Here is a 26,489-nt window from a genome sequence, read left to right as displayed (position 1 = left end):
CGACCTTGCCAAACTGCCGCAGGTTTTATGCGCGGATGTCACGAAAGTGGGTGAGAAGCACCGCACTCCATCGCCGGCCTGATGGCACTCATGGCGGAAAGATAGTCCCGGGAATACTGCTGCCCGGCATATCCATGCGCCCATCATCCACCTCACGGATAAAATTTCCACACCGCCCGCCAAACGCCCGCAACTTCGCCAAAAATGCCCCCACGCTTTTAGCTAGCATAGGTTTCAGTCGGGCCCCGGTTTCAGGGCGGGGCCTGGCGCGCGACAGGGCGCCTTCCATAGCCACGAGTGACACGGATGAGAATGACGCGCAGGGACGTGATGCTGGCCGCCGGCACCCTCACCATGGCCGAAGTCGTGCCGGCCGCCGTGGGGGCCCAGACGGCCCCGGCCGCCGCGCCCAAGCCGGCGCTGCCCACGCGTTTTCCGGACAAGGCGTCCTTTTTCCCTAGCGACCTGGTCTACCTCGATAACGGGTCCCAGCACCCCATCAGCACGGGCGCCAAGGCCGCCGTCGACACCTATCTGTCCAAGCGCATGCTGGACCCTGCCGCGGCCCGGTATGATCTGCCGGACGATGGTGTGCGGGAGAAGTTCGCCCGGCTGGTGAACGCCGACGCCGACGACATCGCCTATGTGCAGAGCACCACGGCGGGTGAGCAGATGGTGCTGCGCGGGCTGGGTTTGCCCCAATCGGGCGGCCACATCGTCACCGACACGCTGCACTTCTTCGGTTCCCTGCCGCTGTATGAGGAGATGCAGCGCCGTGGGGTGGAGGTCACCTGGGTGGAGCCCAAGGACGGCCGCATCCTGCTTTCCGACCTGAAGCAAGCCATTCGCAAGGACACCAGGCTGGTGGCCTTGTCGCTGGTCTCCACCATCAATGGCTTCGAGCATGACCTGAAGGCGGTGTGCGACCTGGCGCACGCCCAGGGCGCCCTGGTCTATGCCGACATCATCCACGCCGCCGGCTGCGTGCCCGTGGATTTGAAGGGCAGCGGCGTCGATTTCGCCGCCTGCGCCAGCTACAAATGGCTGATGGGCGATTTCGGCCTGGGCTTCGTCTACGGCACCAAGGCCGCCCGCGCGCAGTTGGCCCGCACCGAGTACGGCTATTACGGGATGAGCGCGTTCAAGCCGCACATCTACCCCTTTGATCCGCCTGGCGGGATGATCGCCGACTACGCCTACGCCGACACGGCGGAGGGGACCTTCGCCCACGGCACCCACGCCCACACGGTGATCGCGCAGCTGGACCATTCCCTGGATTACATCCTGGGCGTGGGCGTGCCGGCCATCCAGGCGCACGCCCAGGATCTGATCGGCCGGCTGAAGCGGGAATTGCCCAAGCTGGGCTACAGCCTGATGACCCCGCCCGAGAGCGCCACCCCCCTGGTCACCTGCGCCTACGAGAACGCGCGGGAGACGCTGGGGCCCAAGCTGGCGGCGGCCAAGATCAAGATGACGGTCAGCGCCAACCGCTTCCGCGTCACGCCTTCGGTGTTCAACGACCACACCGATATCGACCGGCTGCTCGCCGCACTCGGTCACGCCTGAGGTCGTGCGTTTAGGTTGCCTGTTAAAAAGAGAGTTTTGGCAGTTGGGTTCATTGAAAAAAATACCGGGCAGGGTGGGGCGGTGACACGCCGTCCCACCCGCCGCAACGGGGACATGTTTCCATGCGCATCATCGGTTTGGCTTTGCTGGGCTGCCTGCTGGCCGGCCCCGCCCTGGCCCTGACGGCCGCCCCGCCCGGCGGCCCGGATGAGGGCGGCGGTGTCGGCGGCACCATCCTGGCGCCATCGGCCGGCGTCCAGTTCTACCGCCCGGACACGACCAAGGTGCCCTATTCCCAGGTCGTGCGCGTGGGCGACATCCTCTACGTTTCCGGCCAGCTGGGCGTGAACCAGGACGGCAAGGTGGTGGGCGACATGGGCGTCCAGGCCAAGGCGGCCATGGATAACATCAACGCCGCCCTGGCCCGGGTGGGCAGTGGCATGGGCGCAGTCTTCAAATGCACTGTCATGCTGACCGACATGGCGCAATGGGCGGCCTTCAACCAAGTCTACGTCAGCTATTTCAAGCCGGACCGGCTGCCGGCCCGCAGCGCCATGGGCGTCGGCGCCTTGCCGCTGGGCGCCGGGGTCGAGGTGGAGTGCTGGGCCTACGCGCCCAAGTAATGCCGGCGCTGGCTTTTCTTGATGCGCGCGCCGGCGATTGATGGAAAACAAGATACGGGGAAGAGTATGGGCAAACGGGTGCGCGGCCTGGTTCTGGGCCTGATGATGACGGCCGCGCCACTGGCCGCCCCGGGGACGGCGCTGGCCCAAGGCGCGCCGGTGCCTGAGATCGCGGGCCCTGTCTTGGGGCCGGTGACCACGCCGCACAGCGTCACGCTGAACGGCGAGACCGTGCGCTACACCGCCACCTTCGCGGAGACGGTGCTGAAGGACGCGGGCGGTAAGCCCCTGGCCACCCTGTCCGCCACCGCCTATGTGGCGAGCCCGATGGTGAAGACCCGGCCGGTGCTGTTCGTCTTCAACGGCGGGCCCGGCGCCTCGTCCTCGCCCCTGCATTTCGGCGCCTTCGGGCCGCGCAGCATCGTGAAGGGCGCCGACGGCAACCGCGTGATGGCCGACAACCCGCACAGCCTGCTGGCCGATGCCGACCTGGTGTTCATCGACCCGGTGGGGACGGGCTACAGCCGCGTGCTGCCCGGTGGCGACGGCCATCCCTACTGGAACGCCGATGGCGACGCCCAGGCGGTGCTGGGCCTGATCCGCGACTGGCTGCGCGATAATGGCCGCACGGGTGCTCCCGTCTACATCGCCGGGGAAAGCTATGGCGGCTTTCGCCTCGCCACCATGATGAAGTTCGCGGGCGACCTGCCCATCGCCGGCCTGATCTTCATCTCCCCCGCCCTGGACTTCACGGCGGCGGCGGAGAACCCCGGCAACGACCTGCCGTACATTTTCGAGCTGCCGGCCATGGCGGTGACGGCGTGGAAGCATGGCCGCGCCAAGATCGACGCCCAGACGCCGGAGCAGGTGTTCCAGGTGGCCGCCGATTACGCCGAGGGGCCCTATGCCCTGGCGTTGCTGAAGGGAGGACGGCTGCCGGTGGCGGAGCGCGACGCCGTGGCCGCCCGCCTGGGCGACCTGATCGGTCTGCCCGTCAAGACCATCGCCGACGCCAACCTGCGCATCGGCACGCAGAAGTTCCTGGAGACGCTGCTGGCCGATCAGGGCCTGGTGGTGGGCCGCCTGGACGGCCGGGTCACCGGCCCCGCGCCCAAAGACGCCCCGGCGGACCGTCCGGCCGCCGCCAAGGATCCGGCGCTGGGCCTGGGGCGCACCAACGTCATCACCTCCAGCGTGGCCACCGACTATTTCAAGCATGAGCTGAACGTGCCGGTGGACCGCGACTATGTGTCCCTGACCCTGGACGTGAACTTCGGCTGGAACTTCCAACCGGCCAAGCGCGAGGACGGATTCTACGTCAACGCCGCGCCCGACATCGCCCCGGTGATGAAGGCGCAGCCCAGGACCCGCCTGCTGCTGGTCGGCGGCTATTACGACATGGCCGTGCCGCTGCTGTCAGCCCGCTACGCCATCGACCGGGCCGGCATTCCTCTTGACCGCGTGACCGTTGCCGCTTTCGATGCGGGCCACAGCCCCTTCGACGGGGAGGCGGGGCAGGTTCGGATGCAGGAGATGATGCATGGCTTTTTGGTGGGGCGCTGATCGCGGGTTTGTTGGGGCAACGGCGATCGGCCTGGTGCTGGCGGTGTCCGGCGCGGCTTGGGGCGCGCAGGCTGCCAGCTCGCACCAGTACACCGGCCTCAGCCTGTCGGGCGATGGCAAGCGCCTGGCGGCGGTCGAGGCCGACAAGGCCGAGGGGGCGGGCAGCGCCGGCCATGGCGCCGTGGTGGTGCGCGGCACGGATGGCGCCGTCGCCCTGACACTGGACCCCTGCGCCGCCTGCCGCTATGCCGGGCCCGCCTGGTCACCGGATGACAAGGTCCTGGCCTTCGTCGGCACCTCCGGCGGCCAGGCCGTCCTCTATCTGGCGGAGGGTGGAGCAAAAGGCGGGACGGTGCGCCCGCTGGCCGCCGTCCAGGGCCTGGCCAGCACGCCGCGCTGGTCGCCGGACGGCACGGAGATCGCCCTGCTGGTGACCGAGAACGCCAAGAAGGAGGCGGGGGCCACCCATGCCGGCGCCCGCCAGGTGGGAGAGCAGGGCGAGGGCGACGACGTCCAGCGCATCGCCATCGTCACGGTCGCCAGTGGCGCCGTGCGCCTGGTCAGCCCGGACAAGACCTACGTCTACGACTACGACTGGATGCCGGACGGCAAGGGCTTCGTCGCCACCGCCGCCGAGGGCAACGGCGACAACAACTGGTGGATCGCCAGCCTGCGCGCCTTCGGCCGCGACGGTTCCGCCCGCGTCATCGCCAGCCCCCAGAATATCGGTACCGGGCCGCAGATCGCCTTTCCCCGCGTCTCGCCCGATGGCAAGACCGTGGCCTTCATCGGTGGGCTGATGAGCGACTTCGGCTCCTTCGGCGGCGACGTCTACACCGTGCCCGTCAAGGGCGGGGAGGCCAAGGACGTGACCGCCGGCTATGCCGGCACGCTGACCTCGCTGGCATGGCGGGGCCAACGCCTGGTGGCTGGCGTCACCGTGGGCGGGGAGACGGGCAGCGCCCTGGTCGATCCCGCCAAGGGCACTGTGACGGAGGTCAAGACCGCCCCTGCCACCCGCACCGCCGGCGATGGCCGCCTGGCGTTGGACCGCGCCGGCACCCACGCCGCCTGGGTGGCGGAGGGCTTCGATTTCGGCCCCCGCATCGAATACGGGCGCCTGGGCGACCTGGCCGCCATCACCCACGACAACGACGCCCTGGCGCCCCTGGTCACGGTCACCAACCTCAGTTGGAAGAACGATGGCATAGCCGTCCAGGGCTGGCTGGTGATGCCCAGGACGCCGGTGGCCGAAGGCGCCAAGCGGCCCATGGTGGTGAACATCCACGGCGGCCCGTCGGCCGCGCACACGCCGCGCTTCGTCTGGGGCGACATCATGGCCGCCTTCGCCAAGGCCGGCTACGCCGTGTTCCTGCCCAACCCGCGCGGCAGCTTCGGCCAGGGGGAGGCGTTCACCCGCGCCAATATCCGCGACTTCGGCGGCGGCGACCTGCGCGACATCATGGCCGGCATCGACACGGCGGAGGCTCAAGCCCCCATCGATGACGCCAAGCTGATGATCTTTGGCCGCAGTTACGGCGGTTTCATGAGCATGTGGGCCATCACCCAGACCCAGCGCTTCAAGGCCGCCGCCATCGGCGCCGGGCTGTCGGACTGGTATTCCTACTACGGCCAGAACGGCATCGACCGCTGGATGATCCCCTTCTTCGGCAAGTCGGCGTACGAGGACCCGGAGATTTACGACCGGCTGTCGCCCATCCGCTACGTCCGCAATGTGAAGACGCCCACCCTGCTCCATGTGGGGGAACGCGATATCGAAACCCCGGTGATGCAGACGCGGGAGTATTGGCACGCCCTGCGCGCCATGGGCGTGGAGACCAGCTTCATCATCTACGCCGATGAGGGCCACGTCATGCAAAAGGCGGAAAACATTGAGGATTTGAACCGTCGCATCATCGCCTGGTTCGACCGGCACATCGGCGCCGCCGGGACGGCCGGTGGCGCTCAGAACTAAGGGTGGGCGGGGTGTCGGCCGCGCCGGCACCCTTATGCCGCGATCGTGATGGTGCGGCATAGTTTATGCGGTGCCACGGCGGCTTTTCCCATATCGGCATAATCTATCCCCCCAGCCCGCGATAGGCTTTCCCCAATACAGGGATCCTGGCCCGGCCGCGCCGTCGGCGCGCCGGACAGGCTGGGCCGGCAACCAGGCGGCCCGCCCAAGCGGCCCCTTCAGGCGGCCCCAGGGAAAAAGCAGGAGCACCGGGCATGAACACACGCGTTTCCCCCCGCCGTCTGGCGATCCCCCTCTGGCTGACCGGCGCCGCCGCGCTGGCCCTGACAGCCGGTATGGCGCAGGCCGCCGCCGTCACCGAAAAACTGGTCATCATCCAGAATGGGGAGAGCATCGGCACCGTCACCGGCACGACCGATGGCGCGTCGGTCAGCGTCGACTATTACGTCGACGACAACGGCCGGGGCCCGAAGCACAAGGAAAATCTCACCATCGGCGCCGGCGACATCCCCACCAGCTGGACCGTGGGCGGCACCTCGCTGATGGGCGGTAGCGTCAACGAAAGTTTCAAATGGGAAGACGGCCAGGCCAGCTGGACCAGCCAGGCGGACAAGGGGGCGGTGCCGGCGGCCAAGGCGCCGCTGTATGTCGTCAATGACGACAGCCCCTGGGCCCTGGGCGTCTATGCCCGCGCCCTGCTGAAGGCGCCCGGCAACAGCCTGCCGCTGCTGCCCGCCGGCACCATGCGCCTGGTGAAGGTGAAGGCCGCCACGCTGGGCCAGGGCAAGGACGCCGTGCCCCTGACGCTCTACCGTATCGAGGGCGTGAACCTGCAGCCGGACTATGTGCTGCTGGACAAGGCGGGCCGACTGTTCGCCACTTTCGGCGGCCACTACCTGACCATCCGCCAGGGCCATGAGAAAGAGGCGCACGCCATCCAGGCCCTGGGCGCCGACGCCGAGCGTACGCTGGCGCGCGACCGGCAGAAGGCGCTGGCCCATCGCTACGCGCAACCGGTTCGGATCCGGAACGTTCATGTCTTCGATCCGCGCACGGGTACGCTGGGCGGCCTATCCACCGTCATCGTGCTGCGTGACCGCGTCACCGCGGTCATGCCGGCGGATCAAGATACCGCCGAACCGGAAGACCAGGTGATCGTGGACGGGCAGGGCGGCACGCTGATGCCCGGCCTGCACGACATGCATTCCCATACGACGCTCGATTCCGGGCTGTTCTACCTGGCGGCCGGCGTCACCGAGACGCGGGACATGGGCAACGACAACGCCTTCCTGCAAGACCTGATGCCCCGCATCGAGGCCGGGGAACTGGCGGGCCCGCGCATCACGCCCAACGGCTTCCTGGAAGGCCGCAGCCCCTATTCCGCCCGTTTCGGCATCATCCCGGAGACGGTGGCCGACGCGGTCAAGGCCGTGGACTGGTATGCCGACCGCGGCTATTTCCAGGTCAAGATCTACAACTCCATGACGCCCGACTGGGTTCGCCCCATCGCGGAGGAGGCGCACAAGCGCGGCATGACCGTCACCGGCCATGTGCCGGCCTTCGACACGCCCGACCGCTGCATCAGGGACGGCTATAGCGAGATCACCCACATCAACCAGCTGATGCTGGGCTGGCTGCTGAAGCCGGAGGAGGATACCCGCACGCCCCTGCGCCTGACGGCCATGGCGCGCGCCGCCGACCTGGACCTGAACTCCGCGCCCGTGCAGGCGACGGTGAAGCTGATGGAAGAGGGGCACATCGCCCATGACCCCACCGCCGTCATCCTGGAACGCCTGATGCTGAGCCGCGCCGGCGTGACGCCGCCGGGCGATGTCGACTATCTCGACAACATGCCCATCGGCTATCAGCGCTACCGCAAGCGCACCTTCGTGCCGCTGAAGTCGCCGGCCGACGACCAGGCCTACGTCAAGGCTTTCGGCAAGGTGCTGGAGACGCTGAAGCTGCTGCATGACAAGGGCATTCGCCTGCTGCCGGGCACCGACGACGTCACCGGCTTCACCGTGCACCGTGAGATGGAGCTGTACACCATGGCTGGCATCAGCCCGGCGGAGGTGCTGCGCCTGTCCACCCTGTCGCCCGAGGAATACATGGGCCACGGCGACGTGGGCACGGTGGAGCGCGGCAAGCTGGCCGACCTGGTGCTGATCGCCGGCGACCCCACCCAGGACATCCGCGCGGTGAAGAAGCCGCGCCTGGTGATGAAGGGCGGGGCCATCTACTACCCCAGCGAAATCTACCAGTCGCTGAGCATCAAGCCCTTCGCCGACGCCCCGCCGGTCACGGCGCCCAAGGCGGACGCCGGCCCTGGCGACAGCCTGGGCGCGCCCGGACTGTTCGGCGGTGGCCACGACGACGACATGGGCGACTAAGCACCCTGGGGCTTCAGAACAAATAGGAGTTGGGGAACAGCGATGGGCACTTGGAAGATGGCGTTGATGGCCGGCGTCATGCTGGCGTGTTTCGCAGGCAAGGCGTCGAACGCGACGGAGGCTGCGGGCGCGCCGCGCGTGTTCACCTCAGAGCACAGCGGCACCTTCAACGGCCATAAGCTGCGCTACACGGCGGCGGTGGCGGAAACCATCCTGACCGATCCGGCCGGGCAGAAGACGGCCAGCGTCTTCACCACCAGCTACATACGCACCGACGTGCCCAAGGGCACCGTGCGGCCGGTGGTGTTCGTTTTCAACGGCGGCCCGGGTTCGGCCAGCCTGTGGCTGCACATGGGCTTCGTCGGACCCAAGCGTGTTGACTTCGCCGACCCGGTGCACCCGCCGACGACGCCCCCCTTCCATACCATCGACAACCCCGACAGCCCGCTGGACGTGGCCGACATCGTCCTGATCGATCCGCCCGGCACCGGCTACAGCCGCATCCTGCCGGACGGCAAGCCGGAGCAGTACTACGGCACGGCGCAGGACGCGCAGATGACCGTGGACGTCATCGAGCGCTGGACGCGGGAGCATGACCGCTGGAATGCGCCCAAATACCTGATGTCGGAAAGCTACGGCACCATCCGCGCCGCCGTGGTCGCCCGCCTGCTGGCCGGCGGCCCCATGGCGACCGGCACCATGGACGGCATGACGCTGAACGGCATCATCCTGCTGGGCCAGGCCATGGACATGTCGGGCTCCGCGGGCGAGGACACGCGCTATCTGACAGCGCTGCCCACCCTGGCCGCCACCGCCTGCTATCACCATAAGGGGCCGGCCGGCTGCACCGCGCAGGGACAGGTGGCCGCCGCCCAGGCCTTCGCCGCCGACCGCTACCTGAGGGCGCTGTATGCCGGCAACGCCCTGGGCGATGCGGAGCGAGAGGCGGTGACGGCGGAACTCGCCACGCTCACCGGCCTGTCACCCGCCGTCATCAAGGCCAACGACCTGCGCGTGAGCACCACCACCTTCGCGCATGAGCTGCTGGCGCCGGAGGGGCAGGAGGTCGGGGCCTATGACGGCCGCTACACCCTGCCGCTGGCCGGCAGCGCCAAGGACCCGGTGGCCGACGACCCGGCCATGGGCCAGTACGTGCCGGGCTTCGTCGGCGCCTTCAACGACTATGTCCGCCAGGACCTGAAAGTGACGGTGCCGGAGGCGTACGAGGCCATTTCCTTCCGTACCGTCAATGCCCGCTGGGACTACGGCACGGCCTCCGGCGCCGAGACCAACCATGCCAAGGACCTGGCCACCGCCATGCGCCGCAACCCGCACCTGCGGGTCATGGTCGGCGCCGGCTATTATGACCTGGTGACCACCCTGGGCACCGCCGCCTACACCCTCGCTCATGCCGGCGTTCCCCAGGACCGGACGGAAACCCATCTCTACCCCTCGGGCCACATGCCCTATCTGGGAAACGAGGCGCGGGCCGCCCTGGCGCGCGACGTGCGCGCGTTTCTCAGCCAATAGTGTTCCCTCAATCGCCGGGCGCCCGCTTCCGCGGGCTTGGCTTCCTCACTGCGCCCTTCGGTACTCGTTCCGGCGGACGCCGTCGCGTCCTACAACGGCATGGTGATGCCGTTGACCGAGCACAATCAGGATTGGTTCCTTCCCCATGAGCGACAGCAAGGCCGGCCTTGAGCCCGGTGGCCTGAAACCCAGTGGCTTGAAACAGCGCGTCACCCTGATCGACCTGGTGATGCTCGGGGCCGGCACCGCCATTGGCGCCGCCATCTTCTCCGTCCTGGGGCCCGCCGCGCAGGTGGGTGGTGCCGGCATTCTGGTGGCGGCCGGGCTGGCCGCCTTGCCCATGGTGCTGTTCGCGCTGGTCTACGCCTACATGGCCTCGGCCGTGCCCCGCACCGCCGCCTCATACGAATGGCAGCGGCAGTTCAGCCATCCGGTCATCGCCTTTTCCATCGTTTGGCTGCGGGTGCTCAGCAATGCCGTGGTCATGATCGTGCTGGGCCGGGTGCTGATGAACTACCTGGGCATGGTTTTGCCCCTGCCGGCGGTGCCGGTCATCCTGGGCCTGTTCACCCTGATCTTCGCCCTCAACTACCTGGGCGTGGCCGTGGCGGCGCGGGCCCAGACGGTGCTGATGATCATGCTGCTGGGCCTGTTCGCCGTGCTGGTGGTCAGCGGCGCCCCGGCGATGAAGCCGCATTTGTTCGTGGAGGCGGTGACCGGCGGGTGGCATCCCATCCTGCTGGCCCTGCCGCTGATGATCCAGTTGTTCCTGGGCATCGAAACCGCGACCGAGGTGGGGGAGGAGGTCAAGAACGCCAAGGTGGTCGTGCCCTGGGGCATCGCCCTGGGCCTGTTGCTGACCGTGGTGGTCTACGTCGCCGTTTCCTTCACCGCCCTCAGCGTCGTGGGACCGGCGGCGCTGGGCTCAGCCAAGGCGCCCCTGCTATTGGTGGCGCAGGCGACTCTGGGTCGCTGGGCCACGCCGCTGATCGTCACGGCGGCGGTGGCGGCGCTCATCAAGTCGATGAACGCCATCTTCCTGGTCTACGCCCGCTTCCTCTACGCCATGGGCGCCACCGGTGTGCTGCCGGCGCCGCTGGGCCGCATCCATCCGCGCTTCGGCACGCCGCATGTGGCGACGGTGGTGGCCTTCCTGGCATCGTGCACCGGCCTGTTCCTGCCCGACAGCCTGCTGTTCCTGCTGCTGTCCATCAATGTGCCGACCATGATGAAATACTTCGGCTCGTGCCTGGCCGCCTACAACGTGGCGGACAGGCACCCCGAGGTGCGGGCCCAGGCCCGGCTGCGCTTCAGCCCGGGCCTGGTGAAGGCGCTGTCGGCCCTGGGCATGTTGGCCGCCCTGGTCATCGCGGCCCTGGGCTTCGGCACCGACTGGCGGCCCTACGCCCTGCTGGCCGTCTGGCTGGCGCTGGGCTTGGCCTATTACTTCCACACGCGGAGACAGCGCCTGGCGGCGGTTTAGCCGTTCAAGGCCGCGTTCTCCTCGTCCGTGAACAGCCGCGACCGGGTGAGGAAGCGCACGCCCTCCGGCCCCTCCAGGGAGAACATGCCGCCCCGTCCGGGGACGACGTCGATGGTCAGGCGGGTGTGCTTCCAATACTCGAACTGGGCCTTGCCCATGTAGAAGGGCTGGCCGCCGATCTCGCCCAGCAGGACGTCGCCGTCGCCGATCATGAACTCCCCGCGCGGGTAGCACATGGGCGCGCTGCCGTCACAGCAGCCGCCGGACTGATGGAACAGCAGGGGGCCGTGGCGGGCCTCCAGCCTCTTGATCAGCGCCAGCGCCTCCGGCGTGGCGTCGACCCTCAGCACGGCGGCCCGGACCACCGTTTCCGATGGTCCGGGATCCGTGGAGGCCTGGCTGTCCGGGTTGGGAATGGCCAGGCCCGCCATCAGAAGAAGCCCAGGGCGTTGGGGCTGTAGCTGACCAGCTGGTTCTTGGTCTGCTGGTAATGGTCCAGCATCATGGCGTGGTTCTCGCGCCCGATGCCCGACTGCTTGTAGCCGCCGAAGGCCGCATGCGCCGGGTACAGGTGGTAGCAGTTGGTCCACACCCGGCCCGCCTGGATTTCCCGGCCGAAGCGGTAGGCGCGGTTGATGTCGCGCGTCCACACGCCGGCGCCCAGGCCGTACAGCGTGTCGTTGGCGATGTGCAGCGCCTCTTCCTCGTCCTTGAAGGTGGTGACGGCCACGACCGGACCGAAAATCTCCTCCTGGAAGATGCGCATGCGGTTGTTGCCCTGGAACACCGTGGGCTGGACATAGAAGCCGCCGGCGAGGTCGCCCGACAGTTCCGCCCGGTTGCCGCCGGCCAGCACCTTGGCGCCCTCTTTCCTGCCGATGTCGAGGTAGGAGAGGATCTTCTCCAGCTGCTCGCTGCTGGCCTGGGCGCCGATCATGGTGTCGCCGTCCAGCGGGTTCCCCTGTTTGATGGCCTGCACGCGGGCCAACGCCTTGTCCATGAAGCGGCCGTACAGGCTTTCCTGGATCAGGGCGCGCGAGGGGCAGGTGCAGACCTCGCCCTGGTTCAGGGCGAACATGACGAAGCCCTCGATGGCCTTGTCCAGGAAGGCGTCGTCCTGGGCCGCCACGTCGTCGAAGAAGATGTTGGGCGACTTGCCGCCCAGCTCCAGGGTCACCGGGATCAGGTTCTGCGAGGCGTACTGCATGATCAGCCGGCCGGTGGTGGTTTCCCCGGTGAAGGCGATCTTGGCGATGCGGGAGCTGCTGGCCAGCGGTTTGCCGGCCTCGACCCCGAAGCCGTTGACGACATTGACCACGCCCTTGGGCAGCAGGTCCTGGATCAGTTCCATCAACACCAGGATGCTGACCGGCGTCTGTTCCGCCGGCTTCAGCACCACGCAGTTGCCGGCGGCGAGCGCCGGGGCCAGCTTCCACGTCGCCATCAGGATGGGGAAGTTCCAGGGGATGATCTGGCCGACCACGCCCAGGGGCTCATGGTAGTGATAGGCGATGGTGTTGTGGTCGATCTCCGAAATCCCGCCCTCTTGCGCGCGGATGGCGGCGGCGAAATAGCGGAAGTGATCGGCGGCCAGGGGGATGTCGGCGGCGCGCGTCTCGCGGATGGGCTTGCCGTTGTCCCAGGTTTCCGCCGTGGCCAGGGTTTCCAGGTTGTCGTCGATGCGTTGGGCGATCCTTTCCAGCACCCGGGCGCGGTCGGCGGCCGAGGTGCGGCCCCAGTCGCGCTTGGCCGCGTGCGCCGCGTCCAGCGCGCGCTCGATATCTTCCGCGTTCGACCGCGGCACCTCGCAGATGACCTGGCCGGTGATGGGCGTGGTGTTCTGGAAATACTCGCCGGACGCCGGCGGCACCCACTCGCCGCCGATGAAATTGCCATAGCGGGTCTTGAACGACACCGGGCTGCCGTACTGTCCGGGGGCGATCTTGGCCATGTAACGTGTCCTCCAGCTTGTTTTGCGCCTCAGGCGGGCGGTTTGCGCTGGCTTACTAATGGCAAGGGCCGTGCCAACGGCGCGGGCCATTTCAGGAATCCCGCCGGATCAAGCCCTTAATCCATGCCACTTAGGTCGGGTTGCGGGGGCCGGCGATCTGCCCCATGCTCTCCCCCAAAGACGGGCGCTGGACCTGTCGCATCGCGCGACATGTCCGCGACACCTGTCGCAAATATCGGGAGGATCAGCATGGCGAACGCCCCGCAAAGTCCGGCGGCCGTCCTGGCCATGGCGCGCGAGCGGCTGGGCGAGGCGGGCGGCCTGGAGGGGACGCCCATTCCGCCGATCATCGCCCGGTCCTGGCGCCGCTGCGCCGACCGGGGCCTGCGCGCCGACCGGCCCGCCCGCCAGGATCCGTTGTCGCGGGCCGACCTGGCGGTGCTGCGCGAGCGCCACCACACCCTGATGCATCTCGCGACACCGGAGCTGGACACCCTGCACCAGGCCATGCGCGACCTGGGCGGCATGGTGCTGCTGACCAACGACCGTGGGCTGATCCTGGACGCGCGCGGCGACGCCGGCTTCGTCCGCCGCGCCCGCCGTGTCTCCCTCCAGCCCGGCGCCGGCTGGGGTGAGGATGACGAGGGCACCAACGCCGTCGGCACCGCCCTGGCCGAACGCGCGTTGGTCCAGGTGCGGGGGGCGGAGCATTACCTGACCGACAACGCCTTCCTCATCTGCACCGCCATGCCGGTGATGGACCCCTATGGCGCGCTGGCCGGTGTCATCGACCTGTCGGGCGACACGCGCGCGGCGCGGTCGGACGCCCAGGGCGCCAGCGCCCGAAGCCTGGCCAGCATGGCGGTGGCCCACCTGGAACATCGCTGGACGGGCCAGGCGGCAGAGGGGCACGAGTTGGTGGTGCGCCTGCATGCCCACCCCGGCTGGCTGGGCACCCCGCAGGAAGGCCTGCTGGCGGTGGACGATGGTGTGGTGCGGGCGGCCAACCCGGCGGCGCTGGCCCTGCTGGGCCTGGACGCCGGCGCCATCGGCCGGGTGCGGCTGGAAAGTGTGCTGGACGGCGGTTTGGCGCGGGGCGAGCGTATCTTGCGCACCGCCGACGGCGGCCGCCCGCTGCATGCCCGCATCACCACGCCGGGCAGGACCCGCCCGGCGATACGCCGACCGGCCAAGGAATTGCCCCCGCCGGCGGCCACCAGGGACGGCATGCTGTGGGATGGCATCACCCGGCCGCTGCTGGACCGCGCCATCCTGGCGCTGGACGCTGGCATCCCCGTGCTGCTGCAGGGGGAAACGGGAACGGGCAAGGAGGTGTTCGTGCGCGCGGCCCATGCCGCCTGCGCGCGGGCGCAAGCCCCCCTGGTGGCGGTCAACTGCGCCGCCATTCCGGAAGGCCTGCTGGAATCAGAGCTGTTCGGCTATGAGGACGGCGCCTTCACTGGCGCCCGGCGGGGCGGCCATCGCGGCCAGATCCGCCAGGCCGACGGCGGCATCCTGTTCCTGGATGAGATCGGCGACATGCCGCCGGCCCTGCAGGCGCGCCTGCTGCGGGTGCTGCAGGATGGGGAGGTGACGCCCGTGGGCGGCCGCCCGGTGAGGGTGGATTTCCTGCTGGTCACCGCCACCCACCGCGACCTGGCGGCCTGCGTGGCCCAGGGCACATTCCGCGCCGACCTTTATTACCGGCTGAAACATCTGGTGGTGACCCTGCCGCCCCTGCGCCAACGCCCGCTGGACGGCATCATCGATGCGCTGATGGCCAGCTTCGGCGCCGCCGACCGGGGGATCCGCCTGGCCCCCGCCGCCCGCGACCGGCTGCGCCGCCATGACTGGCCCGGCAACCTGCGCGAACTGGCCAACCTGCTGCGCACCCTGGTGGCCCTGTCGCCGCCGGGGGCCCTGGTCACCCCGGCCGACCTGCCGCCCGACCTGGCGTCCGCGGCACCGGTTGACACCCCGGCGCCCAACCTGAAGACGCGGGAGGATGACGCCATCCGCCAGGCCCTGGCCCGGCACCAGGGCAACATCAGCGCCGCCGCCCGGGAACTGGGCGTGCATCGCAGCACCCTGCACCGGCGGATGCGGCTGGATTGATCCTGCGACCGGCCAGGGGGGCTGGTCACGGGGCGATGACGGTCAGGGGGCGATGACGGCCAGCACCGCCTGGGCCATGGCGTGGTACCCGGCATCGGACGGGTGCAGGTGGTCACCGCAGTCATAATCTGCGCGGATGCGGTCGGGGTGGGCGGGGTCGCGGACGGCGGCGTCGAAATCGATCACGTCGTCGAACGCGCCGCTGGTGCGGATCCAGGTGTTGATCTTTTGCCGGACCGCTTCCTTCTCCGGCGTGGCGTAGCCGGGGAAGGTGGCGCCCATGGCGGGGGTGAGGGTGGCGCCATGCACCCGCAGGTGCCGCGCCCGCGCCCGGTCGATCAGCTGGCGATAGCCGGCGATGATGTCCTCCCCCGTCACCACCGGGTGCGTCGCGCTGGTCCGCAGGGTCGGCAGACCGCTCAGGCCCAGGTCGTTGATTCCCTCCAGCAGGACGAGGTCGGTGACACCGGGGACCGCCAGCGCGTCACGGTCGAACCGGGCCAGGGCCGACGGGCCGACCTCCCCGCGCAAGATCCGGTTGCCGCCGATGCCGGCGTTGGCGATGCCGATGTCCCGCAGGCCCTTGGCCCGCAGCAAGGCCGCCAGCTGGTCCGGCCAGCCACGCATCAGCCTGTCCTTGGCGCCGAAGCCGTCGGTGATGGAATCGCCGAACGCGACGATGGTCCGGGCCTTCGCGCCCGAATGGACAAGTAGGGCGGACACGATCTCCCGCGCGTCCTCGGCCCGCGCGCCGTCCAGGGCGACCGCCTCCGTCCGGTCATCGCCGGGCAGGATGTCGGTGTGATGGTTGTTGTCCGCCTGCGGCACCGTCACCGGCTGGGGCAGGTGCAGGCTCACCACCAGCACGGCGCCGGCATCGAGCGGCAGATCCAGGGGATCGCTGACCAGCGGGGCGCCCGCCGGCACGCGCACGGCGCGGGTGCCATCGAAGGTCAGGGTGCGGAAGGTGCCGGGCGCCACATGCCCCTGGACATCGGCAACCGCGACGGTGGCATGGTCGACCAGCAGATCCTGCGGCAAGGTTTCGGCCGAGAGCCGAACGCGTAGCTGGTCGCCCCCGGCGCTGATGCGCAGGGTGTAGCGCACCGTGCCCTGCGTCTCTGGCGCCGGCTTCCAGAAGGGCAAGGGCAGCTTTTCGATGGGCAGGGAGGGGCTGGACGCCCAGGTGGTGATCCAGGTGCCGGCATCGGCCGCCCCGGCCGGGCCGCATAGGCCCGTGACCAGGCCAGCCGCGAGCAGCGCGGAAAGCATCGTGGGTCGCCGCATGGATGTGATCCTCCCTTCAATTTTTGTTGGCGGCGTTTGGGCTGGCGGCCGCCATGGCCCCATCCTATCGCCGCAATAAATGGATGTTAGGCATAACTTTTATGGCGTGCCGTCGCCCGAGGCAAGGGCAATTTGCAACCGATTGCAGAGGCCGCTGATCATCCATGCCGGTGGCCAGGCGTCACTTCGGACTTGGCCGAAACGGCGCCTGGCGGGGCCTTCCTCACACCCGCAACTGATCCCGGATGGGCAGGCTGCGGATGCGCTTGCCGGTGGCGGCGTGGATGGCGTTCAGCAGGGCGGGGGCGATGGGGGGTACGCCGGGCTCACCCACGCCGCCCAGGGGCGCGTCGTACTTGGCCGCCGGCATCAGGTGGACGCGGATATCCCTGGGCGCCGCGTCGATGCGGGTGACCTCATAGGTGTCGAAGTTGTTCTGCTGGACCTGGCCGGCCTTGAAGCTGATCTCGCCCAGCGTGGCCAGGCTGACGCCTTGGGTCACCGCCCCCTCCAACTGCGCCCGCACCCGGTCGGGGTTGATGACGGGGCCGCAGTCGAAGGCGATGTCGACGCGGGGGATGGTCAGCTTGCCCTGGGCGTCGACATCCACCTGCACAACGGCGGCGGCATAGCTGGCGAAGCTGCGGTGGGCGGCGATGCCCCGGCCCTGGCCCTTGGGCAGCGGCTTGCCCCAGCCGGCTTCCTTGGCCGCCCGCTCCACCACGCCGCGCAGGCGGCCGGTGTCATAGGCGTAGGCCACGGGGTCCTCGTTGTAGTTCCAGCTGTCTGACATGTCCGCCGGGTTGATCTGGCGCGCCGGGCCGATCAGCTCCAGCAGGAAATCCTTGGGGTCGCGTCCCGCGGCCTCCGCCAATTCCGCCACGAAGCTCTGCACCGCGAAGGCGTGCGGGATGTTGGAGACGCTGCGGAACCAGCCGATGCGCGTGTGGCTCTCGGCTTCAGGGTTCTCCACCCTCAGGTTGGGCACGATCCAGGGCGTGTTGACGGCGCCCATGCCCAGCTCCGACGCGCCCTCATGCTTCACGCCGGCGGTGAAGGTGGCGCCGATGGAGGGGGCCACGGTGCGGTGCAGCCAGGCCACCGGCTTGCCCTTGGCGTCCAGTCCGCCTTCCAGCCGTTCCACCGACACGGTGTGCAGGAAGCCGTGGTGCAGGTCATCGGTGCGGGTGTAGGTCAGCTTCACCGGCCGGCCGTCCATGGCGCGGGACAACAGGGCCGCCTCCGCGATGTAGTCCGGCTTGGACTTGCGGCCGAAACCGCCGCCCACCAGGGTCTGGTGGACGGTCACGTTCTCCGGCGGGATGCTCAGCACCTTGGCCACCGTTTCCCGCGTGGTCTGCGGCGCCTGGGTGCTGCCCCAGATCTCGCACTTGTCGCCCGTCACCTGGGCGGCGGCGGCCGGTGGTTCCATGGGCGCCTGGGCCAGGTGGGGGATGTAGTATTCGGCCGTGACATGCTTGGCCGCCGTCTTCAGCGCGGCGTCCACGTCACCCACGGCCCGCACCACCTGCCCGGGGGCGCGGGCCGCCGCCTCCAGCTCCGCCCGGTAGGCGGCGCTGTCATAGCCAGCGTTTGGCCCATCCTCCCAGGTGATCTTCAGCTTCTCCCGCCCCTTCAGCGCGGCCCACGTGTTCTCCGCCACCACGGCCAGGCCGCCCTTGGGCAGGAAGCCGGAGGGCAGGGGCGCGGTGTTCAGCACCACCACCTTCAGCACGCCCGGCACCTGCAGCGCCTCATCCACGTTGTAGTGGCTCATCTTGCCGCCATGCACCGGCGGGCGGGCCACCACGGCGTACAGCATGTTGTCCCGCCGCACGTCGATGCCATAGGTGGCGTGGCCGGTGGTGATGTCGAAACCGTCGACCAGCCCGACGTCGCCCCGGCCGATATAGCGGAACTTGGCCGGGTCCTTGAAGACCAGCGTCTCGCGCGCCGGCACGGGCAGTGCCGCAGCGGCCGCCGCCACCTCGCCATAGCCCAGGCGCCGGCCGCTGGCGGCGTGCACCAGGCTGTGGTCGTCCGCCGTCACCTCCGCCGCCGGCACGCCCCACTGGGCGGCGGCGGCCTGGACCAGCATCTGCCGCGCGGCGGCGCCGATGCGGCGCAGGGCCTGGAAGTGGTGGCGCATGCTGCGCGAGCCGTCGGTGTTCTGGTTGCCGTAGCGCGCCTCGTCGCCCAGCGCCTGGTCCACCTTCACCTTGGCCCAGTTGGCGTCCATCTCGTCGGCGATGACCATGGCCCAGCTGGTGCGCACGCCCTGGCCCATCTCCGCCCGGTGGCACAGGATGGTGACGGTGCCGTCGGTGGCCACGGCCACGAACAGGCGCGGGTCGTCCTTGACCCCGCCGGGCATGGCGTCGCCGCCATACTTCTTGGGCGTGTCCTCCGCCCGTGCGACGGGGCCGAGCCCACCGGCCAGCCCACCGGCCAAAACGAAGGTGCCGGCGCCCAGGCCCATCAGGACGGCGCGGCGGCTGAGGTTGCTGATCCCGTCCATCACTTGGCGCTCCCGCTGCTGGACTGGGCGCTCCCGCCGCTGGCCGTCTTGCGCTGCACTTCGCCGGCCGCGCGCTTGATGGCGGCACGGATACGGGGGTAGGTCGCGCACCGGCAGATGTTGCCGCTCATGGCGTCGTCGATGGCGGCGTCGCTGGGATGGGGCGTGTCCTTCAGCAGGGCCGCCGCCGACATGATTTGCCCGGCCTGGCAATAGCCGCACTGGGCCACGTTCAGTTCGCGCCACGCCACCTGCACGGGGTGCATGCCGTCGGGCGACAGGCCCTCGATGGTGGTGACGGCCACGCCGGACAGGTCGCCTAGCGTCGTCTGGCAGCTGCGTATGGGGGCGCCGTCGGCGTGCACGGTGCAGGCGCCGCACAGCGCCTCGCCACAGCCGAATTTGGTGCCGGTCAGCCCTTGGACATCGCGCAGGTACCACAGCAGGGGCATTTCGGGATCGCCCTCGAAACGCAGTACCTGCCCGTTCAGCGTGAACGTGATCATGTCAACCGCCCATTCATTGTCGTGCCGAACAGTGTGCCACCGGTCCCGGAAGAGGGGAACCGTTCTCGGGCGGCCCCGGTGACGCAGGCGGGTGGCGGTCCGCCGTTGGCGAAACAGGAATACGCACCATGATCAATGCCGTCGCCCGCGCTTCCCCCGGGCGGCATACAGCTTCCGCGCGCATGAGTTGGAGCGGCCGATACGGCTAGGGTGTGGCCCTCCAGCGGGCCGCCTCCCTCCCGGGCCCGCCCTCGACAGGGTACCGCATCCCATGCCGCTCGTTCCCAACTGCACCTTCGCCCATCCGCAGGGCGCCCAGATTCCGGCGGAGCCGGCGCCCAACGCCGCTCCTCCGTTGGCGCCCATGCAGGGTGACCACGTATTCGGCGACGTCGTCGGCGTCATCCGCAACGCGCTGTCGGACATCTTCGGCGGCGGGGCCGTCTGGCCCACCCGCATGGCCAACTACAGCGGCGTGCTGGCGGAGGTATGGAACGGCCTTTCCTCCGTCGATCTCGGGCATGCCAACATCGGCGCCCCCGTGGTGACGCGCGCCGGCCTGCCGGAGCAGGACCAGCACGCCCACATGTTCGGCGGCTACGCCAGCCGGCTGCGCTGGTGCCTGGCGGAGGTGGTGTGCGCCGGCCACGTCGGTGGTGTGGAGGACAGGCGCATCGGCGGCGTCACCACCCGCTGGCGGGGGGAGGTGCTGCAGGCCCTGGATGACGTGCTGCGCCACTTGGTGGATGAGACGGCGCTGCTGGCCTATATCCGCGCGCCCCACGCCACCCGCCAGGCCGCCCCGGCCACCGTCGTCCACCGGGCCATCGCCTTGGGTGAGGCCACCACCCGGGCGGGGGAGACCGCCGGACCGGGCCAGGCGCAGGTGCAGGCCATCCTCAACCGCTATCAAAGCCTGCCCGGCCTGCTGGACGGCTTGCTGCGCCGCTTCGAGGGGCCGGTCAAGCGCCTGGATCCCAACACCAATGGCTGGACGGTGCTGCCCAGCGCCTGATGCCGGAACCGGTCAGCCGATGCCCTGCATTTTCTGCGTGAAGGTCAGCTCGATGAACTCCCCGGGGTGGACCATCTGCAGGGTGACGGAAACGATCATGTAGCCGTTCAGGATGTCCTGCGCGGTCATGGTCGACCCCAGGCCGCATTGGACGCTGAAGGCGTCGCTGGCCTTGTCACCCAACAGGCCGCCCTGGCTCCACAACCCTGTGAGGAAAGTGGAGATCATGGACGTGACGGTGACCCAGGTCTGACCATCATTCGCCGCAAAAACAAACTGTTGCAAGGCGGTCTTGATGGATTGCTCGATGTATATCAGGGTGCGCCGCACCTGGATGTAGCGGTAATCGTTGCTGTTGCCATCCAGCGTGCGGGCGCCCCACGGCACGGTGCCGCGATTGATGAAGGCGCGCAGGATGTTGATCGCGTTGCCGTTCAGCGGAAGGTTGTAGTCCCCCTGCTGCGCATCGGTCAGGGTCACGGTGGGCGCCACCACGCCGTTCAAGGTCAGGTTGGCGGGGGCGTTCCAGACGCCGCGATTGGCGTCGTTCTGTGCCCAGACGCCGGCCATGATCCCGCTGGGCGGCGCCACGTTCAGCTTACGCGCCATGATACCTTCGATCTGGGCCAGCAGGGGCAGGGCGTTCAACAGGTATTGGTTGGTGGTGCTGATCTCACTGGGGCTGGGCGCCGGGGTCGGGGGCACGGCCGGGAAGGCCGTGGCCAGCCGCGCCTGAACCTCCGCCAGCTGGGCGCCGGTGTACAGGGCCGATGCCTGCTGGCCCAGAAGCTCCCGCATCAGGGCGGCGCTGCCCTGAAGGCGCGTGTAGTCGACTTCGCCCTCTGGGGTCAGGTTGGTATGCAGCGCCGGGGCATAGGCGGCACCATAGCTGAAGGCGTCCACGGCCGGGACGATGGCGGTGTAGAAGGCGTCACGCTGCGCCGCCAGGCCGTCGACGGTCCCGCCAGTGGGGCTTGTCGCACCCGGCAAATCCAGGATGGCCATCCGGTCCCCCAGGGTACCCGCCTGGGTGAGCATGGCCGTGACCACCACCGCATAATCGGCGTCGGGCAGCAGACAGGCATCCGGCACCACCGTCATGGTGGGGCCGGCCTGCGCGCCGGCGGCTTGCAGGCCGGCCAGCAGGGTGTCCTTGGCAACCCGGCCGGCGCCGTAATCGGCCACCGACACGACATAGCAGGCACCACCGCCATTGGCGTAAAAGGCCTGGATGGCCTGCGCCAGATTGAATCGCGGCCCGCTGGGGTCGACTGTGTAAGAAGCGGTCCCCTGGCCGTTCGGCTGTGTGGCCTGGAAGTCGGCCGGCCCGGTCTTGGCTGGCGTCACCTGGAAGGGCTGGGCATAGGCGCCGCCGAAACAGGCCGTGTAGTCGGCAAGGGCGCTGATCGCGACGGCTTGGCCGGATAGCGGCTTCTGGCTGACGGGGTCGCGGGCATATTCGGTATAGCCGATGAAGACAGGGACGGCGGTCTGCACCCCGATGATGGACGTCGGGAAGGCCGAGGATTCCGTCAGATAAACGCCGGGCGTGGCGCGGTTGATCAGGTTGGGCACGGGCGGTGTTCCCCATCGTTGGCACGTTGCCGTCAGTATGCCTACCGCACAACACACGCCCAAGGCGAATATCGCCGCCTCATGTCCGCTGCGTCAGCTCGCGCTTGGCCGTGGCCACCACCCGCCGGCTGAGGTCCGCCAGCTGATCGGCGGCCAGGCGGCTCACCTGCCAGAACAGGGGCACGTCCAGCACGGCGCCGGGCACCAGTTCCACCAGCCGGCCCGCGTCCAGATGGCCGCGCGCCAGCTGGGCGGGGTTCATGCCCCAGCCCATCCCGGCCAGGGCGCCGTCGACGAAGCCCTGCGTCGACGGCAGCCAATGGGTGGGGTGGACGACATCGCGGCCCAGCGCCCGCCGGATCCAGTCATGTTGCAGCCGGTCCTTCTGGTTGAAGGTGAGCGCCGGCGCCTGGGCCAAGGTCTCGGCCGTCACCCCGCCCGGAAAATGGCGCGCCATGAAGTCCGGGCTGGCCGTGGCGTGATAACGCAACGCGCCTAGGGCCGTGACGCCGCAGCCCTGGATGGGCTTTTCCAGCGAGGTCACCGCCGCCAGCACCCGGCCGCGCCGCAGCCAGTCGGCGGTATGGTCCTGGTCGTCGATGACGATGTTCAGCAGATGGTCGCAGCCTTGGGTGAAGGCGGAGGCCGCCGCCAGGAACCAGGTGCCCAGGCTGTCGGCGTTGACGGCGATGGCCAGGGTCACGCGCGGCACCGGTGCCGCCAGGTCGACCAGGCCCGGCAGGTGGGCCGTCAGCTCCCGTTCCAGCATGCCGACATGGTCCATGTGGCGGCACAGCCATTCGCCCTTTTCCGTGGCGGTGCAGGGTGTGCCGCGTTCGACCAGCACGGCGCCCAGCCGTTCCTCCAGCTGCCTCACGCGCTGGGACACGGCGGAAGGGGTGACGTTCAGCGCGGCGGCGGCCTTCTCGAAGCTGCCGGTCTGCACCACCAGCGCCACGGCGCGCGCCGCCGGATAATCGATCATGGCTAAGTTTCGCTAAATTCGGATTAGGTGATTTAATTAGCCTAATCCGCGAGTGGCGCCTACCACAAGGCTTGGCCACCGTCTGGAAATCGCCGTAACCATGGATGTCTCGGTTTATATCGCGGGCCTGAGCATGGGGCTCAGCCTCATCATCGCCATCGGCGCGCAGAACGCCTTCCTGCTGCGCCAGGGCCTGCGCGGCCAGCACGTCTTCGCCGTGTGCCTGGCCTGCGCCCTGTCGGATGCCATCCTCATCGGCGTCGGGGTGGCCGGTTTCGGCACCGCCGCCGCCTGGCTGCCCTGGCTGGACCCGGTCATGCGCTATGCCGGCGCCGCCTTCCTGGCCTGGTATGGGGCCAAGAGCCTGTGGTCGGCCTGGCGCTCCACCGGCGCGCTGACGGTGGGGCCCCAGGCCGAGGGACCCGGCCCGGTCAAGACCCTGTTGGCCTGCCTGGCCATCACCTGGCTGAACCCGCATGTCTACCTCGACACGGTGGTCCTGCTGGGCACCATCTCCACCCAGTTCGACGGTTTCCAGGCGTCCTTCGCCGCCGGTGCCATCACCGGTTCCTTCCTGTTCTTCTTCTCGCTGGGGTATGGCGCGACCAAGCTGCGCCCGATCTTCGCCCGCCCCGCCGCCTGGCGGTTGTTGGAAGGCGTCATCGCGCTGGTGATGTGGGCCATCGCGGTCAGGCTGGTCACGGGTGGGTGACGCCCGGCGGGGGAACCGTGCCGGCCCCGCCAGGTTGTATGCTCCACCAGCTGAAGGAGGCCACCCCGTGCGTACCCTGACCCCGATCGATGTGTGGGAAGCCCCCTCCGTCCGCCGGACCATCACGACGGTGGACGAGGCTTCCAACTGGCTGATCTACCGTTGGCCGGAGGCGCACCTCAACGATCCCGCCCGCCAGGCGGCCACCGCCGCGTGCCTGGCTGCCCTGGACGGGTCGGGTGAGGCGGAGGCGGCCCGCGCGGCCTTCGTCACCGCCGCCGAGACCGCCCACATCCTGGCGGAATAACCTTGGCGGTTCCAGCGGGCCCGGCGGCCGCTGGAACCAAGCCGCGCTTATTTGCCGTGCAGCGCCTTCACCGCGTCCAGCATCAGTTGCACGTGCTGGTCCGGGTTGTTGTCGGTATAGCTGGCGACCACCTTGCCGTTCTGGCCGATGACGTAGGACGTGCGGTTGGAGATGGCGGGATTGCCCTGGTTCTTGGCGTCGTACTCGGCGGCGATCTTGGCGTCGGGGTCGGCGGCCACCATGAACTTGTCGCGGCACTCGACGGAGGAGAACTCGGCCACGCGGTCGATGTTGCCGGCGGTCACGCCCACCACGGTGGCGCCGTACTGCTTGAACGTCTCCGTCGCCTCGGCGAACTCATGCGCCTCCACCGTGCAGCCCTTGGTGAAGGCGGCGGGGAAGAAGTAAAGCACCACCGGTCCCGTCTTCAGCGCGTCGGTCAGTGAAAAGGTCGAGGTTTTGCCGCCTAGGGCCCCTTGGGCGGTGAAGGCCGGGGCCGCGGCGCCGTTGGGCAAGGCCGCCCAGGCCGGAACCGTGGCCGCCAGGGAGAGGGCGGCGGCGAGAACGATGGTGCGCATGTCATCTCCACAGAGTTTATCGGGACGCGTCGGCCCAGGTTGGGGGCCTGACCCTACGCCATTCAAGGTCCCGGCGCGGGGCGGTGTTTTGCCTCAGGCGCGCTTTGGCGCCTCACGCGATTCCCGCCAGCCCCCGCGCGGCGGCGACGAAGGCGTCCACATGCGCCGGGTCGGTGTTCCAGGCGGTCACCAGGCGGATGCACGCGCCGTCCCAGCGGTAGAAGTGGAAGCCGGCCGCCTCCAGCCCGGCGATCATGGGCTCCGGCATCACGGCGAAGACCTCGTTGGCCTGCACCGGGCTGCGCAGGCCGACGCCGGGCAGGGCGTCCAGGCCCAGGGCCAGGCGCGTCGCCATGGCGTTGGCGTGGGTGGCCAGGCGCAACCACAGACCGTCGGTCAGGTAGGCGTCCAGCTGCGCCGACAGGAAACGCATCTTGGAGAACAGGTGGCCGGCCCGCTTGCGGCGATAGGCGAAGCTGTCGGCCAAGGCCTTGTCGAAAAAGATCACCGCCTCCGCCGCCAGGGCGCCGTTCTTGGTGGCACCGAAGGACAGCACGTCCACGCCGGCGCGCCAGGTGATGTCGGCCGGGGCGCAGGCCAGGCTGGCCACCGCGTTGGCGAAGCGGGCGCCGTCCATGTGGACGCGCAACTTGTGCGCCCGCGCCACGTCCGTCAGGGCCATCACCTCGTCGGGGGTGTAGACGGTGCCGGACTCCGTCGCCTGGGTCAGGGTCAGGGCGGCCGGTTGCACGTGGTGGACGACGCCGGCGCCGCCCTTGTCCAAGGCGGCCTTCAGCGCCATCGCGTCCAGCTTGCCATGGGGCCCCGCCAAGGAAACCAGCTTGGCGCCGCCGGACATCAGCTCCGGCGCGCCGCATTCATCCACCTGCACGTGGGCCTCGTCATGGCAATAGACGGCGCCGTAAGGTGGGGTCAGCACCGACAGGGCTAGGGCGTTGGCGGCGGTGCCGGTGGCGACGGGGAAGACGGTGACGTCGCACTCGAACAACTCGGCCAGGTCCCGGGTCACCCGCGCCGTCAGCGGGTCACCGCCGTAGGAGGGTTGCGCGCCGTCATTGGCCGCGGCCAGGGCCGCCAGGATCTCCGGGGCCGCGCCCACCACGTTGTCGCTCATGAAGTTCATTGAGGACCGTCTCGCCTGTTGCTGGATGTCGGATGATGATCGGTGGCGGCGCGCACGAAGAGGAAGCAAAAAAGTGTGGAAATGCCCAATGCTGCCGTGCGTCGCCGAAATATTGGGCAGTCGCCCGAGGCCTTCATTCCAGCGCCGGCTTCCTGACAGGGGCCATTAAATCTCTGTCATGTAGGGTGATTACGCTGGTGGGTGGCCGGCCGGTGTGACCGTAATCACGGCGTCCGGGGAACCTGCGGGCGCATCGTCTGGTTGGGTTCAGACACCCCACCCGTGGAAGATGGGGTGTCCGATGAAGTGGTTCCAGTAACGACCGCGATCTGGACCTTTCCGGTACTGGGCTCCAGCAGGACGATCTGTTGGGCACCGCCGGGAAGGGCGACCTGGACGGCCAGGCGGCTACCCACGCTGGTCATGGCTTCGATGCGGCTGCCTTCCGGCAGTTTCAGCAGCGGGGCCAGGGCCTCGGGCGGCAGGGCCGAAGCGGTGGTGGTGCCAGGGGTCGCCGTATCGGCATGGCGGCCGAAGGCGCGGGGGTGGTTCGGGTCGGTGGCACGCCGCCAGACCTCCACCCCGATGAAGGTGAAACCGGCGACGATCAGTACGCCCATGATGACGAGGAAGGTCTTTATTGTCCGCACTTGCTTCAACCATCTG

Annotated in this window: 21 protein-coding genes; 11 read left to right on the top strand and 10 right to left on the bottom strand. The window is 69.0% G+C overall.

Translation table 11 applies throughout. The annotated features are described in order from the left end of the window. Window positions 1-312 precede the first annotated feature (312 nt). From UAJ10_RS04970 to UAJ10_RS04940, 7 genes are all read left to right on the top strand, one after another. Window positions 313-1,566 (top strand): aminotransferase class V-fold PLP-dependent enzyme, encoded by a 1,254-nt coding sequence (locus UAJ10_RS04970; RefSeq protein ID WP_322914252.1) that lies wholly within the window; start codon window positions 313-315, stop codon window positions 1,564-1,566. 122 nt (window positions 1,567-1,688) lie between these two features. After that, entirely contained in the window at window positions 1,689-2,189 is a 501-nt protein-coding gene (locus UAJ10_RS04965) for a RidA family protein (protein ID WP_322914251.1), read from the top strand. A gap of 66 nt (window positions 2,190-2,255) precedes the next feature. Continuing rightward, window positions 2,256-3,752: a S10 family peptidase gene (locus UAJ10_RS04960; protein ID WP_322914250.1), complete on the top strand. Its 1,497-nt coding sequence runs from the start codon at window positions 2,256-2,258 to the stop codon at window positions 3,750-3,752. Further along, window positions 3,730-5,727, top strand: coding sequence for a S9 family peptidase (locus tag UAJ10_RS04955; RefSeq protein WP_322914249.1), 1,998 nt, complete (start codon window positions 3,730-3,732; stop codon window positions 5,725-5,727). The genes UAJ10_RS04960 and UAJ10_RS04955 overlap by 23 nt, the downstream gene beginning before the upstream one ends. Before the next feature lie 254 nt (window positions 5,728-5,981). Continuing rightward, a complete protein-coding gene (locus tag UAJ10_RS04950) occupies window positions 5,982-8,117 on the top strand; it encodes an amidohydrolase family protein (RefSeq protein ID WP_322914248.1) in 2,136 nt (711 codons plus the stop codon). Between the two features lie 42 nt (window positions 8,118-8,159). Further along, window positions 8,160-9,647: a S10 family peptidase gene (locus UAJ10_RS04945; RefSeq protein WP_322914247.1), complete on the top strand. Its 1,488-nt coding sequence runs from the start codon at window positions 8,160-8,162 to the stop codon at window positions 9,645-9,647. 145 nt (window positions 9,648-9,792) lie between these two features. Continuing rightward, window positions 9,793-11,130, top strand: coding sequence for an APC family permease (locus UAJ10_RS04940; RefSeq protein ID WP_322914246.1), 1,338 nt, complete (start codon window positions 9,793-9,795; stop codon window positions 11,128-11,130). Here UAJ10_RS04940 and UAJ10_RS04935 read toward each other — a convergent pair. Both UAJ10_RS04935 and adh read right to left on the bottom strand, forming a co-directional pair. Beyond that, window positions 11,127-11,561 (bottom strand): DUF779 domain-containing protein, encoded by a 435-nt coding sequence (locus UAJ10_RS04935; protein ID WP_322914245.1) that lies wholly within the window; start codon window positions 11,559-11,561, stop codon window positions 11,127-11,129. The two genes, UAJ10_RS04940 and UAJ10_RS04935, sit on opposite strands and share 4 nt — an antisense overlap. Then, complete coding sequence (adh, locus tag UAJ10_RS04930) at window positions 11,561-13,081, bottom strand: aldehyde dehydrogenase (protein WP_322914244.1); 1,521 nt, start codon at window positions 13,079-13,081, stop codon at window positions 11,561-11,563. Before adh ends, UAJ10_RS04935 begins: the two co-directional genes overlap by 1 nt. Window positions 13,082-13,330: 249 nt before the next feature. Between adh and UAJ10_RS04925 the strand changes: the two genes are divergently transcribed. Continuing rightward, window positions 13,331-15,196, top strand: coding sequence for a sigma-54-dependent Fis family transcriptional regulator (locus UAJ10_RS04925; RefSeq protein WP_322914243.1), 1,866 nt, complete (start codon window positions 13,331-13,333; stop codon window positions 15,194-15,196). Window positions 15,197-15,238: 42 nt separating this feature from the next. Here UAJ10_RS04925 and UAJ10_RS04920 read toward each other — a convergent pair whose 3' ends face one another. The 3 genes from UAJ10_RS04920 to UAJ10_RS04910 form a co-directional block, all read right to left on the bottom strand. Beyond that, a complete protein-coding gene (locus UAJ10_RS04920; RefSeq protein ID WP_322914242.1) occupies window positions 15,239-16,483 on the bottom strand; it encodes an SGNH/GDSL hydrolase family protein in 1,245 nt (414 codons plus the stop codon). Between the two features lie 223 nt (window positions 16,484-16,706). Next, window positions 16,707-19,001, bottom strand: a complete 2,295-nt coding sequence (locus UAJ10_RS04915) for a xanthine dehydrogenase family protein molybdopterin-binding subunit (protein ID WP_322914241.1) — start codon at window positions 18,999-19,001, stop codon at window positions 16,707-16,709. After that, complete coding sequence (locus tag UAJ10_RS04910) at window positions 19,001-19,507, bottom strand: (2Fe-2S)-binding protein (protein WP_322914240.1); 507 nt, start codon at window positions 19,505-19,507, stop codon at window positions 19,001-19,003. The genes UAJ10_RS04915 and UAJ10_RS04910 overlap by 1 nt, the downstream gene beginning before the upstream one ends. Window positions 19,508-19,778: 271 nt before the next feature. Here UAJ10_RS04910 and UAJ10_RS04905 point away from each other — a divergent pair, with 271 nt between their 5' ends. Further along, window positions 19,779-20,522 (top strand): hypothetical protein, encoded by a 744-nt coding sequence (locus UAJ10_RS04905; RefSeq protein WP_322914239.1) that lies wholly within the window; start codon window positions 19,779-19,781, stop codon window positions 20,520-20,522. Window positions 20,523-20,534: 12 nt separating this feature from the next. Here the strand turns inward: UAJ10_RS04905 and UAJ10_RS04900 are convergent, their stop codons facing one another. Both UAJ10_RS04900 and UAJ10_RS04895 read right to left on the bottom strand, forming a co-directional pair. Further along, window positions 20,535-22,097 carry a phage tail sheath family protein gene (locus tag UAJ10_RS04900; RefSeq protein ID WP_322914238.1) on the bottom strand — a complete coding sequence of 521 codons (1,563 nt, stop codon included), beginning with the start codon at window positions 22,095-22,097 and terminating at the stop codon, window positions 20,535-20,537. A 79-nt stretch (window positions 22,098-22,176) separates the two neighbouring features. Then, the gene (locus UAJ10_RS04895; RefSeq protein ID WP_322914237.1) at window positions 22,177-23,082 is read right to left on the bottom strand and encodes a LysR family transcriptional regulator ArgP; all 906 of its coding nucleotides are present in this window, start codon (window positions 23,080-23,082) and stop codon (window positions 22,177-22,179) included. A 100-nt stretch (window positions 23,083-23,182) separates the two neighbouring features. Here UAJ10_RS04895 and UAJ10_RS04890 point away from each other — a divergent pair, with 100 nt between their 5' ends. Both UAJ10_RS04890 and UAJ10_RS04885 read left to right on the top strand, forming a co-directional pair. After that, entirely contained in the window at window positions 23,183-23,794 is a 612-nt protein-coding gene (locus tag UAJ10_RS04890) for a LysE/ArgO family amino acid transporter (RefSeq protein WP_322914236.1), read from the top strand. Window positions 23,795-23,861: 67 nt separating this feature from the next. After that, the gene (locus UAJ10_RS04885; RefSeq protein ID WP_145612637.1) at window positions 23,862-24,101 is read left to right on the top strand and encodes a DUF982 domain-containing protein; all 240 of its coding nucleotides are present in this window, start codon (window positions 23,862-23,864) and stop codon (window positions 24,099-24,101) included. Between the two features lie 47 nt (window positions 24,102-24,148). Here UAJ10_RS04885 and UAJ10_RS04880 read toward each other — a convergent pair whose 3' ends face one another. The 3 genes from UAJ10_RS04880 to UAJ10_RS04870 all read right to left on the bottom strand — a co-directional run bounded on the left by UAJ10_RS04880 (window position 24,149) and on the right by UAJ10_RS04870 (window position 26,473). Continuing rightward, window positions 24,149-24,679 carry a peroxiredoxin gene (locus UAJ10_RS04880; RefSeq protein ID WP_322914235.1) on the bottom strand — a complete coding sequence of 177 codons (531 nt, stop codon included), beginning with the start codon at window positions 24,677-24,679 and terminating at the stop codon, window positions 24,149-24,151. A gap of 112 nt (window positions 24,680-24,791) precedes the next feature. Beyond that, window positions 24,792-25,814 (bottom strand): threonine aldolase family protein, encoded by a 1,023-nt coding sequence (locus tag UAJ10_RS04875; protein ID WP_416235342.1) that lies wholly within the window; start codon window positions 25,812-25,814, stop codon window positions 24,792-24,794. 233 nt (window positions 25,815-26,047) lie between these two features. Next, complete coding sequence (locus UAJ10_RS04870; RefSeq protein ID WP_322914233.1) at window positions 26,048-26,473, bottom strand: hypothetical protein; 426 nt, start codon at window positions 26,471-26,473, stop codon at window positions 26,048-26,050. Window positions 26,474-26,489: the final 16 nt, after the last annotated feature.

Origin of the sequence: Nitrospirillum guaranorum (assembly GCF_034653275.1) — a bacterium.
Taxonomy (GTDB): Bacteria; Pseudomonadota; Alphaproteobacteria; order Azospirillales; family Azospirillaceae; genus Nitrospirillum.
The sequence above is the reverse complement of the archived record's forward strand: the minus strand, read 5'-3'. Positions and strand labels throughout refer to the sequence as shown.

Bases quoted from the DNA above. Each gene is read 5' to 3' on its own strand.
- UAJ10_RS04915 (WP_322914241.1), bottom strand. From the start codon at position 19,001: ATGGACGGGATCAGCAACCTCAGCCGCCGCGCCGTCCTGATGGGCCTG.
- UAJ10_RS04960 (WP_322914250.1), top strand. From the start codon at position 2,256: ATGGGCAAACGGGTGCGCGGCCTGGTTCTGGGCCTGATGATGACGGCC.
- UAJ10_RS04955 (WP_322914249.1), top strand. From the start codon at position 3,730: ATGGCTTTTTGGTGGGGCGCTGATCGCGGGTTTGTTGGGGCAACGGCG.
- UAJ10_RS04920 (WP_322914242.1), bottom strand. From the start codon at position 16,483: ATGCGGCGACCCACGATGCTTTCCGCGCTGCTCGCGGCTGGCCTGGTC.
- UAJ10_RS04875 (WP_416235342.1), bottom strand. From the start codon at position 25,814: ATGAGCGACAACGTGGTGGGCGCGGCCCCGGAGATCCTGGCGGCCCTG.
- UAJ10_RS04950 (WP_322914248.1), top strand. From the start codon at position 5,982: ATGAACACACGCGTTTCCCCCCGCCGTCTGGCGATCCCCCTCTGGCTG.
- UAJ10_RS04925 (WP_322914243.1), top strand. From the start codon at position 13,331: ATGGCGAACGCCCCGCAAAGTCCGGCGGCCGTCCTGGCCATGGCGCGC.
- adh (WP_322914244.1), bottom strand. From the start codon at position 13,081: ATGGCCAAGATCGCCCCCGGACAGTACGGCAGCCCGGTGTCGTTCAAG.
- UAJ10_RS04890 (WP_322914236.1), top strand. From the start codon at position 23,183: ATGGATGTCTCGGTTTATATCGCGGGCCTGAGCATGGGGCTCAGCCTC.
- UAJ10_RS04940 (WP_322914246.1), top strand. From the start codon at position 9,793: ATGAGCGACAGCAAGGCCGGCCTTGAGCCCGGTGGCCTGAAACCCAGT.
- UAJ10_RS04905 (WP_322914239.1), top strand. From the start codon at position 19,779: ATGCCGCTCGTTCCCAACTGCACCTTCGCCCATCCGCAGGGCGCCCAG.
- UAJ10_RS04965 (WP_322914251.1), top strand. From the start codon at position 1,689: ATGCGCATCATCGGTTTGGCTTTGCTGGGCTGCCTGCTGGCCGGCCCC.
- UAJ10_RS04970 (WP_322914252.1), top strand. From the start codon at position 313: ATGACGCGCAGGGACGTGATGCTGGCCGCCGGCACCCTCACCATGGCC.
- UAJ10_RS04945 (WP_322914247.1), top strand. From the start codon at position 8,160: ATGGGCACTTGGAAGATGGCGTTGATGGCCGGCGTCATGCTGGCGTGT.
- UAJ10_RS04880 (WP_322914235.1), bottom strand. From the start codon at position 24,679: ATGCGCACCATCGTTCTCGCCGCCGCCCTCTCCCTGGCGGCCACGGTT.
- UAJ10_RS04910 (WP_322914240.1), bottom strand. From the start codon at position 19,507: ATGATCACGTTCACGCTGAACGGGCAGGTACTGCGTTTCGAGGGCGAT.
- UAJ10_RS04895 (WP_322914237.1), bottom strand. From the start codon at position 23,082: ATGATCGATTATCCGGCGGCGCGCGCCGTGGCGCTGGTGGTGCAGACC.
- UAJ10_RS04935 (WP_322914245.1), bottom strand. From the start codon at position 11,561: ATGGCGGGCCTGGCCATTCCCAACCCGGACAGCCAGGCCTCCACGGAT.